This window comes from Wohlfahrtiimonas populi (assembly GCF_002006795.1).
Classification (GTDB): Bacteria; Pseudomonadota; Gammaproteobacteria; order Cardiobacteriales; family Wohlfahrtiimonadaceae; genus Wohlfahrtiimonas; species Wohlfahrtiimonas populi.
Genome location: NZ_MVDN01000017.1, coordinates 26263 through 36327, shown reverse-complemented (window position 1 = coordinate 36327; position 10065 = coordinate 26263). Strand labels below are relative to the sequence as shown.

The window sequence follows — 10065 nt, the reverse complement described above, 5'->3', positions numbered from 1 at the left end:
CACAAGGGCAGTTTCTTTTAACCCTAAATTACGAACAAATGCAAAAACAGGCCAGTGCCAAATATAGATTGAGTATGACAGAACGCCAATAAATACGAGTGGTTTGAATGATAAAAGTTTGCTAACTAGGTTTTTTTCTTGCCCAATATAAATGAGCAGAGCAGCGGACGCGCAAATAGCAACAGCATACCAGTTAGGATATAGGCTGATTACCTGGTTTGAAAAAGCGATATATCCAATAACAGCTAAGCAAATTAAACCAACAAAGGATCTAATGTGAGTTGGTATTTTATCCAAGCCTTTGGAACCAACACCAGCTAAGCATGATCCTATCAACATTTCAAATATTCGAGCACTAAAACTATAGTAATAAGCAGACGAATTACGATCTTCTATAAAATAAAAGGGAATAATAATGGCAATGATTAAAAGCGGAATAGCCCAATATATAATCTTTTTTATTTTAACAGTGTAGAAAAAAACATTAAAAATGGCAAAAGCAAATACCATTGCCATTCGATAGATAATGACCAGGTATGCAATAGAGGCATCAGCCCTGAATCTTGAGCAAAATAGCCAGTTTCTAAACCTGAAAAATACTGATTAGCTCTGATCTGGGTCGCAAATTGTGCTGATTCAGTATATCTTAAGTAGTCATCAGGCAAATAAGTGGCGGTTGTCATCAATGCAGTTACTAAAAGTAATGCAATAAAAACAGGCTGAAGCCTCCATAATCTACGCTTAAAGAACTCAACAAAAGAAAATTTATTTTTCTCTAAATTGTTCTGAATACCAGATGTGATTAAATAGCCAGAAATGACGAAGAATATATCAACACCAATAAAGCCAGAAGATATGCCAAAAATGTTGGCGTGAAAAAATAATACAAGCAATACTGAGATTGCTCGTAGCCCATCGATATCAGGTCTATATTGGTTCATAAATGATGTCTAAATAAAATTAATGAGATGGTATCAGGTATGTAGTTTGTGTCAATTGGAAATCGAGCAGTTTAAGGGTGTGATCATCAGAAATGATGGCTCTTTTTTGTTGTCTAAATTATATTAAACTTCTTCAATGCTTTTAGGTTGTTGCGTTCAGTGTCGCACATGTCTATGAAATCAGACCACCATTGCATCATCTCTCTACGTTTTTCAGTGTATTGAGCATTGTTGTATGTTGCTCTTATTTGATCTTTCCCAACATGAGCTAATGCAACTTCAATCACATCAGGTTTAAATAAAAGCGTTTCATTTAGGATTGTTGACGCTAAATGTCTGAAGCCATGAATTGTTGTATCAATGCCTGCTTTGTTTAATGCAATACGTGGCGTTTCTTTGTTGATATGACCATTCGGACCTTCGCTTGCAAAAATGTATTTTGAATCAGGATATTCTTCTTTCTGCTTTTTGAGTATCAACATTGATTGACAAGAAAGAGGAATAACATGCTCTCTTCTCATTTTCATACGTTTAGCTGGAATAGTCCAAATCCACTTTTCTGTATCAATTTCACTCCAAGTTGCTTGTGCTGCCTCTTGTACACGTGAAATATTCCTTAATATAAATTCAATGCAATATTTTGTTGATGGCGTGCAATTTGTGGTGCCAATAAAATCGACTATTTGATAAACCTCTCGGATATCTAGTGATCTATGTTGAGATGACTGAGGGCGTTTAAATGCCTCACGTGTTACCATCATTACAGGATTCATTTCACACAGCCCACGAGCAATGGCATAATCAAAACATAGCTTTAATGATGATTTAACTTTTTTAAGCGTTTCGTATGAGCATCGTTTATCAAGAGGATCAAGTGCTAGCACGATGTCTCGCGGTCGTATCTTGGATATTTCTAGGTTTTGCAAGACAGGAAAACAGTCTTTTTCTACTGCTGATAATGCTCGTTTTGCAGTTGTTGGTACAACAAGCAGCTTCCACTTTTCAAACCACTCATAAAATACAACACCAAATGTAATCGCATCTTTTTTTGAAATGCTTTGATCATTTTTCAGATTGCCTTTTAACTCATCTCGTTTTTTTCGTGCATCAGCCAATGAAATATATTGAGCATCGCCAATGGTGTATGTTTTTCTTTTTCTATTTAGATCATAGTAATCTAAACGCCATACTTTTTTCCCAGTAGGGTAAACAGCAAGTATTAATCCGTTGCCATCAAAAAGCTTGTAAGCTCTAGGCTTAGGCTTCGCTTCTTTAATCTAGAAGTAAGAGGAGGAATGATTTTTGCCATAATAGAAGTAAAAAGTCCGTTTTAGAATGTTTGATACTCCAATTATACTTCCATTTACTTCTATTTTAAAACATTTAAATCTATTTATAACTATTAGTTATTTGCTTATTTATGTTAGAAATACTGCTTTTTGCTATTGTTATTTATTTTTAAATATAACTAATTATAACTTAATTGGCGCGCCTGAGTGGGATCGAACCACTGGCCCCCAGTTTCGGAAACTGGTACTCTATCCAACTGAGCTACAAGCGCTAAAGCGTGCTAGCATAGCAAAAATCACTCTAATTTCATAGTTGTATTAATAGGCACAACTTTGAATATTGGTGGATTATCATATTGGGCAATCGCATTTTCTACTTGGATTGGCGTATCATCAAATCGTTCATCACCCAATTCAAAAACACCCCAATGTACGCCGATGGAGTGTTGGATGCCTAATTCATGATGCAAGCGCACAGAATCTTTTGGTGAAATGTGTTGATAGCCCATAAACCATTCTGGCGCATAGCAACCAATTGGCATATAACCATAATCAATTTTAAAGCGCTCACCAATTTCTAATAGATTCTCTGCGTATGCTGTATCACCTGCAAAGTAATGGTTTTTATTTTTATGCGTGATCATATAACCGCACCATAAATTACGATTGCGAGCAAAAGGGTGGCGATTGCTCCAATGTTGTGCGGGCGTTGCTGTAATCGTGAGTTCATCATTGATGATATATTGCTCCCACCAATCTAGTGCGATCACTTGTGTGATGCCTTTTTTATGAAACCAACGTTCTAATCCCAATGGCACAATAAATGCGAGGTTAGGGAAGTGCAGATTCAACTGCACAATGGTTGCATAATCCAAATGATCATAGTGTTCATGTGAAATTAAAACATATTGTAATGTTGGAATCTCTTCAATTTGAATTGGTGTTGGCGTTTGGCGCATTGGCCCAACCCAATTGAGAAAGGATGCGCGATCAGAAAATGCAGGATCAGTTAATAAGCCGATATTACCTAAATTAAAATACAGAGAACAATGTCCTAGCCAATTGACATAATCACCTTCATGAGAGAAATCAGCTTTCACCATCCAATCTTGAATAAATTGCTCATAGCCGCCTTCAGGTAAACGGGAAGTTTTACTTGTCCAGCGTTCTTGTAGCCACTTTGCAACACGCATTAAAGGAATGTGCAAAGGTTCAGGGTTTTGAAAACCACGTGGCGTATGATGTGATTTATGAGGATCGTAATAGGGATTTTTATAGAACAATGTCTCTGAACTCTTTTAGATTTAGATATTAATTATGATAAAGCCCTGAAAACAGGGCTTAAAAAAATGGTTTATTCGATATTTTGAATCTGCTCACGAATCTGTTCGATCAACACTTTTAATTCAACAGCGATTGCTGTTAATTGAGCATCTTGTGATTTAGAACCTAATGTATTGGCTTCGCGGTTAAATTCTTGTGTTAAAAAGTCTAAGCGGCGGCCGATGGCATCATTGCGTTGTAATGCTTCGCGCATCGCTGCTACATGTGATGCTAAACGATCAGTTTCTTCATCAATGTCTAATTTCTGAATCGCAAATACTAATTCTTGTTCTAAGCGTTGTTGATCCACTTCCACTTGCAGTTCTTGTAAACGTTGAGTTAATTTATCACGCAAGCGTTTAGCAGCTTCAGGGCGAAGTGCTTGTGCTTCTTTTGTTAATGCTTCAATTTTTGTTAAACGATCTTCGATCACAGCATTGATACGTGCGCCTTCTGATTGGCGATTCTGAATCAATGATTTCAAAGCTGTATTGAACGTTTTTAATGTGATTGCTTCCAATTGCTCAGGATCTGGCGTTGTTGCGACCAACATATTAGGAAAACGCATCAATTCAGAAGGGGATAATGCATTGGATGTGCCCAATAATTCATTCGCATGGCGATATAATTTAATCACTTTTTTTGCTAAATCATCATTGAAAACTAACTCTTCGCTTTCAGTGCCAGATGATTCTAAACGGAACATGATTTCCACTTTGCCACGTTTGATTTGATTTTGTGCTAAGTCACGCAAATTAGCTTCAAATGGGCGTAAAATTTCAGGCAACTTGAAATATGTCTCCAAATAACGGTGGTTGATGCTACGCAACTCAATGGATAGTACACCGAATTCTGTTGCTACAGTTTCTCTTGCGAAACCTGTCATTGAAGAGATCATGTTTTTCCTTAATTTATATAAACAAAACGCAATTATAACGCTGTTTTTATAATTAGGTGAATATCGTTGAAAAAATGGGTAATTCCTAGTAGACTTCGAGACTTTATTAGTCTCTTTGAGTTGAGTGTCATGTCTGATTTAGAAAAGAATTATCGTGCAATCCTAACTGAAGTTGGTGAAGATCCTGAGCGTGAAGGCTTGGTGGATACGCCAAAACGTGCTGCGAAGGCAATGAAATATTTGTGTCGTGGTTATGAACAAACCTTAGAAGAAGTTGTGGGCGGCGCGATTTTTACATCAGATAGCAACGAAATGGTTTTAGTGAAGGATATTGAATTATATTCACTGTGCGAACATCACATGTTGCCATTCATTGGTAAAGCGCATGTTGCATATATGCCAAATGGTAAAGTTTTAGGTTTATCAAAAATTGCGCGCATCGTTGATATGTTTGCACGCCGTTTACAAATTCAAGAATCTTTGACATCAGAAATCGCTAAAGCAATTCAAGAAGTGACAAATGCTAACGGTGTTGCTGTTGTAATCGAAGCAAAACACATGTGCATGATGATGCGCGGTGTTGAAAAACAAAACTCTCACATGGTGACTTCTGCAATGTTAGGCGCATTTAGAAATAATCCTGCAACTCGCGCAGAGTTTTTAAGCTTCTTGAAATAAGCGAATGATTCATCGTAATGTATTTGAAAGCCACTTAGTTTTAAGCGGCTTTTTTATTAGCTAAAGGCAAATCATATGAAACTACTGAATTTATCAGAAATAAAAGAAGGATTGGATGAGTTATTCATTCCTTTAGAAGCTGAAATGGACATGTTTGGTTATCGTTTGTTGCCAAGTTATTTAAAAACTCAGGACATTATCGATTTTGAAGCATCTGTTTTGATGGGTATTCCTAGTGATTTTAGTCAATGGCTATTGGCATATAATTTCAGTGACTTATCTATTTGTAATGTACAATTTGGCTGTAATCATCAGCTGAGTTACTTGCAGCATTTAATTAATCTCAATGATGGAAATGATAATTGTTACAAAGAGCACCATAAGCTAATTATAGCAGTGACAGATCCTTACACATTTTTCTTAGATTTATCGAATGGCATGATCAGTACTTTGACATCTGATATGAACATAGATGATGCGCAAGTGATAGCACAAAATTTCAATCAATTTATGATTGCATTGGGTAATGTATTTTTATTGAGAAAAACCGAGAATCATAAGGATTTGCTAGCTGAAATTAATCAACTAACAAATACACAGGATCAAGAATTTTGGTCAACGATGATGTAATTAGCTTTGAATATGAATAATATTGAGTAGATCATTTGTTGGCTTAGTTTTAGCATAAGCACTATAGATTTCAGCATTCACCCAAGTATAAACTTGATCATTGAATTGCAAAGTGTCTTCATAAGATACCACTTGGATAACTATCGGGTGAACCTCATAATTAATGTGTGTCAAAATATGCTTGAAGCTGGGTAATTCTTGAATATTCAACACTTTGGCATTATCAATATTAAATAAATTTTCCAGTTCATCCAAATGTGAATCTAAATGTGGAAATTCATACAAATTATGCCAAATAGATTCTTGTATGCGTTGATGAAATACCAATTCACCATGCTGATTTTGAATGATCACAGGATATAACTCAATATCCTTTTTGATGAGTTTCACTTTTTTGGCAGGAATTTGATCCATTTTCTGATGTTGATGAGTGATGCAGTGATCTTGCCAAAAGCATTGATCACATTTAGGGCTTTTACTACAAATCGTAGCACCAAAATCCATAATGGCTTGCGTGTAATCATCAGGGCGATTTTGTGCTGCCATTAAATAAGCAAAAGGTAATAATGCTTTTTCTAATTGTTTTTCAGGGTGCATTGCACCAGTAACACGAGCCATGACACGTTTAACATTGCCATCCAAAATTGCAAAAGGGCGGCTGATGCCTTGGCTGATGATTGCCGCAGCTGTTGTTCTGCCAACACCTTTGATATTTTGAATATCTTGATAATTCAATGGGATTTCACCATTAAACTCATCTCGAATGATTTTAGCGCCTGCATGCAAATTACGGGCACGAGCATAATAGCCTAAGCCTTCCCATGCTTTTAAAACTGTTTCTTGATCCGCATTGGCTAAATCCGTTGCAGTTGGAAATTTCTCAATAAAATTAAAAAAGTAGGGTATCACAGTCACAACTTGAGTTTGTTGGAGCATGATTTCAGATAACCAAATATGATAAATATTTTGTGCTTCTGTATATTTTTCTTGTGGTTTCCAAGGCAAATCATGACGGCCATGATCATCGAACCATTGCATGAGTTTTGTATAAAAGAGCTTAAATGTTTCGCCTTGAGGCTGTGCTAAAAATTGATTCATGATGATGGCTTAATTAACCAGTGTAAGTAACGGGCATTGAGGATGAATTGTAGTTGAGTAGAGCATTGCATTTCCATTTCAATGTGCTCTTCTTCAGTGATCTTTTGTTTGTTCTCTTTCGTCATATAATCATAATAAGTGCGAATGCCACTTTTATGAATGATCTTAAAGCCATGATCATTCAACGCTTTTTCTAAATTCTCAGGATTTACAGGAGAAATTGGCGTCAATCCGCCAGCTTCACCACGGAAATTATTTTTTTGGATATAACGATAATTACCACGAATCAGATTGTGATAAATCAAGCCATTGAGGTTATAAAATAGCAGGGAAACAGTAGAATCAGCATGGGTGACATGTTTTAAAATCGGAATGATATCTTTAGGGTTTTCTAACCATTCGATCACTGCATGTGCTGTAACGAGATCATATTTTTCATCAATGATTTTCGGAATATTTTGTAATTCATCATGTATGAATGTGCCATTGTAACCATGTTGGGCAAATCTATCTTTTGCGAGATCCAACATATTTTCAGAAGATTCTAATAAAGTCATGCAATGTGCTTGGCTCGCTAAATAGCTTGCAAATTGACCTTGGCCAGCACCAATATCCAATGTTTTATTACCTGATTGGATTAGCTTGCAATTTTCAAAATCACGTTTCAAAATTGCAAGGCGCAATTTACCTTTAAATGAAGCGTAAATTTTATCTTGAAAATGGCTGCTTAAAGCGTTAAAACGCGTGGAATTCATAATGTGAAATTAAAAATAAAAAGATCATAGGTTACTTGCTTAAATAAAGTCAAATGATTAAATATTTTGAGATACAATACCTCTCATGTAACATGAATCAATAATTGGAGAGAGTTATGAAGAAAATGTTGATTGCAGCGACAATAACTTCGCTGTTTTTATCAGGTTGTATGAGTACAATACCGAAAAAAACAGATCCACCTGTAGATACAAAAGCAAGTGAAATAGCACAAACGAGTCTAGATTATACTGGCACATATAACGCGCAAATTCCTTGTACTGATTGTGATTATACAATGGCAAGATTGCAGTTGAATCAATATGGTCAATATCGATATATTGAACAAAACGTTAAAAATGGCGGGCCAGTTGGCAACCCAGTGGTTTTCCAAGGTAAATATACTTGGGATAAAAACGCACCTATCATTCGTCTTTTGAATGCACGTAATATGCATTTCTTTGTGGCTGAAAATGAAGTAGTATTGTTGTCTAAACCAGTTGCCAGTTATTCAGAAATTACATCTGAACCAAAATTCAAAAAGGCAATCCGAAAAATTTAATTCATTCAAAGACGATATGCATAATAAAATACTAAAAATTAGAGCTGTGTTGAACAGTGTCATCTTAGGCAAAGAAGAACAAGTAACACTAAGCTTGGCATGTTTGTTAGCAAAAGGGCATTTATTATTAGAAGATTTGCCTGGGATGGGCAAAACTACGCTTGCGCATAGTTTGGCTAAAGTATTGGGTTTATCCTATCAACGTATTCAATTTACATCAGACTTGTTGCCTGGAGATATTATTGGTGGTGAAGTTTTTGATGTAGAGAGTAAAAAATTCCTATTGCATCATGGTCCAATTTTTACAGAAGTATTATTGGCAGACGAAATCAACCGCACAACGCCTAAAAGCCAAAGTGCATTATTAGAAGCCATGGAGGAACGACAAGTTTCCATTGGACGAAAAACATATCGTTTGCCAGAACATTTCTTTGTGATTGCAACGCAAAACCCTAATACATCAGGCAGTGGAACATATCCATTGCCTGATTCTCAAATGGATCGATTCTTGATGGCGATCTCCTTAGGTTATCCTTCTGTGGATGCGGAATTGAAAATTCTCAAAGGGGAAACGAATCGAGATAAAATTACAAGCTTACCTGCAATGTTAACGAAAGAAGAGTTAACATTGATGCAAAATGCTGTTGATAAAATTCATGCATCTGATGCTTTGTTGGCATATATTTTGCGTATTGTGGAAGCAACGCGCTCAGAAGAAAAATTCACGATGGGAATTTCTCCGCGTGGCAGTTTAGCTTTATTGAAAGGTGCGAAAGCTTATGCATTTATTTCAGGGCGCGATTATATTATCCCCGAAGATATTAAAGCTGTATTACCAAGCGTTCTAGAACATCGTTTACGTCAAATAGGGCAACAAGCCAATCACAGCCGTGATTTAGCTTATTGGTTATTGCAGAATATCCCAGCGATTCAATAATTCGCCTATGTTTAAGCTAAAGTCTTTCAAAGAGCGAATCAATCAACGAATCCCTAGAAGCAGTCGAGTGACGCTCAATAGAAAACAGATATTTATTTTTCCAACGAAGTTTGGATTCATCTATATCGGCATGTGCTTTGTGCTATTCATTATGGCTATGAATTTTGAGAACTCATTAGTTTATATCATGCTGTTTTGGCTCATTTCTATTTTTGTGTCCACAATGATTTTAACTTGGCGCAACTTGGATCAGCTACATTTACGTAATGCTGGAAGCCAGCCCATTTTTGCATCAGATGAAGCAACATTTGGCATTACCATTGAAAGTTTAGGCAAAGCGCATCATAGTTTGTGGCTATCCACCAAAGATTCCAATAATTTTGTGGATTGTGCCGCTAAAGCAAGCAATACAACATATCTCTTTGTGCCTGAAACACAACGTGGTCGAGTTCGTTTGCCAAGATTCACTGTGGAAACTACATATCCTTTAGGAATTTTTAGAGCTTGGAGCTATGTGGATTTAGATCAAACTACATTGTGTTATCCAAGGCCGTTGGCTTCTGAATTACAATATCATAGTCCTGCTGATAATGAAGATAGTGATTATCTAGAAAATAGTGCATCTAAGAAACGTGGCGTTGATAATTTCGATGAATTAAAAAGCTATGAAGCAGGCGATGCAATTTCTAGAATTGACTGGAAAGCTTATGCGAAAGGCAATGGCTTATTGGTAAAAACCTTTACAGAGCAAGCGTCCAAAGAAATTTGGTTGAATGAGCATGATTTTACAGGCGATTTAGAAACACGTTTATCACAAATGTGTTATTGGGTTTTGGAATTATCGAAAAATAATCAGCGCTTTGGGATTGTGCTAGGCAATGAAAGTATTGGTCCTGATTCGACCGATATTCATACCAAAAAATGTTTAGAAGCTTTGGCTTTATATAGGACTTGAA

Annotated in this window: 12 protein-coding genes and 1 tRNA gene; 5 read left to right on the top strand and 8 right to left on the bottom strand. The window is 36.2% G+C overall.

What is annotated here, in order from left to right; all coding sequences use genetic code 11:
- From BZK16_RS13045 to BZK16_RS13020, 6 genes are all read right to left on the bottom strand, one after another.
- On the bottom strand, positions 1 to 516 hold a 516-nt coding region (locus BZK16_RS13045), incomplete at its 3' end, for an acyltransferase family protein (RefSeq protein ID WP_143691186.1).
- Complete coding sequence (locus BZK16_RS13040; RefSeq protein ID WP_077929325.1) at positions 459 to 941, bottom strand: acyltransferase family protein; 483 nt, start codon at positions 939 to 941, stop codon at positions 459 to 461. The genes BZK16_RS13040 and BZK16_RS13045, both read right to left, overlap by 58 nt.
- 113 nt (positions 942 to 1054) lie before the next feature.
- Positions 1055 to 2218 carry a tyrosine-type recombinase/integrase gene (locus BZK16_RS13035; RefSeq protein ID WP_269845029.1) on the bottom strand — a complete coding sequence of 388 codons (1164 nt, stop codon included), beginning with the start codon at positions 2216 to 2218 and terminating at the stop codon, positions 1055 to 1057.
- 207 nt (positions 2219 to 2425) lie between these two features.
- A tRNA-Arg gene (locus BZK16_RS13030) sits at positions 2426 to 2502 on the bottom strand.
- Positions 2503 to 2526: 24 nt separating this feature from the next.
- The gene (locus tag BZK16_RS13025; protein ID WP_077929323.1) at positions 2527 to 3513 is read right to left on the bottom strand and encodes an MBL fold metallo-hydrolase; all 987 of its coding nucleotides are present in this window, start codon (positions 3511 to 3513) and stop codon (positions 2527 to 2529) included.
- A 71-nt stretch (positions 3514 to 3584) separates the two neighbouring features.
- Positions 3585 to 4451, bottom strand: coding sequence for a YicC/YloC family endoribonuclease (locus tag BZK16_RS13020; protein WP_077929322.1), 867 nt, complete (start codon positions 4449 to 4451; stop codon positions 3585 to 3587).
- A 129-nt stretch (positions 4452 to 4580) separates the two neighbouring features.
- Here BZK16_RS13020 and folE point away from each other — a divergent pair, with 129 nt between their 5' ends.
- Both folE and BZK16_RS13010 read left to right on the top strand, forming a co-directional pair.
- Positions 4581 to 5129 (top strand): GTP cyclohydrolase I FolE, encoded by a 549-nt coding sequence (folE, locus tag BZK16_RS13015; RefSeq protein ID WP_077929321.1) that lies wholly within the window; start codon positions 4581 to 4583, stop codon positions 5127 to 5129.
- A 75-nt stretch (positions 5130 to 5204) separates the two neighbouring features.
- Positions 5205 to 5759 carry a hypothetical protein gene (locus BZK16_RS13010; RefSeq protein ID WP_077929320.1) on the top strand — a complete coding sequence of 185 codons (555 nt, stop codon included), beginning with the start codon at positions 5205 to 5207 and terminating at the stop codon, positions 5757 to 5759.
- Here the strand turns inward: BZK16_RS13010 and mutY are convergent, their stop codons facing one another.
- Positions 5760 to 6857 carry an A/G-specific adenine glycosylase gene (gene mutY, locus BZK16_RS13005; RefSeq protein ID WP_077929319.1) on the bottom strand — a complete coding sequence of 366 codons (1098 nt, stop codon included), beginning with the start codon at positions 6855 to 6857 and terminating at the stop codon, positions 5760 to 5762.
- Positions 6854 to 7612 (bottom strand): methyltransferase domain-containing protein, encoded by a 759-nt coding sequence (locus BZK16_RS13000; protein ID WP_077929318.1) that lies wholly within the window; start codon positions 7610 to 7612, stop codon positions 6854 to 6856. Before BZK16_RS13000 ends, mutY begins: the two co-directional genes overlap by 4 nt.
- A 116-nt stretch (positions 7613 to 7728) precedes the next feature.
- Here BZK16_RS13000 and BZK16_RS12995 point away from each other — a divergent pair, with 116 nt between their 5' ends.
- From BZK16_RS12995 to BZK16_RS12985, 3 genes are read left to right on the top strand one after another with little or no spacing between them, the layout of a single operon-like run.
- The gene (locus tag BZK16_RS12995; RefSeq protein ID WP_077929317.1) at positions 7729 to 8172 is read left to right on the top strand and encodes a copper resistance protein NlpE N-terminal domain-containing protein; all 444 of its coding nucleotides are present in this window, start codon (positions 7729 to 7731) and stop codon (positions 8170 to 8172) included.
- Positions 8173 to 8188: 16 nt separating this feature from the next.
- A complete protein-coding gene (locus tag BZK16_RS12990; RefSeq protein ID WP_077929316.1) occupies positions 8189 to 9109 on the top strand; it encodes an AAA family ATPase in 921 nt (306 codons plus the stop codon).
- Positions 9110 to 9116: 7 nt separating this feature from the next.
- Positions 9117 to 10064, top strand: a complete 948-nt coding sequence (locus BZK16_RS12985; protein WP_077929315.1) for a DUF58 domain-containing protein — start codon at positions 9117 to 9119, stop codon at positions 10062 to 10064.
- Position 10065 lies beyond the last annotated feature (1 nt).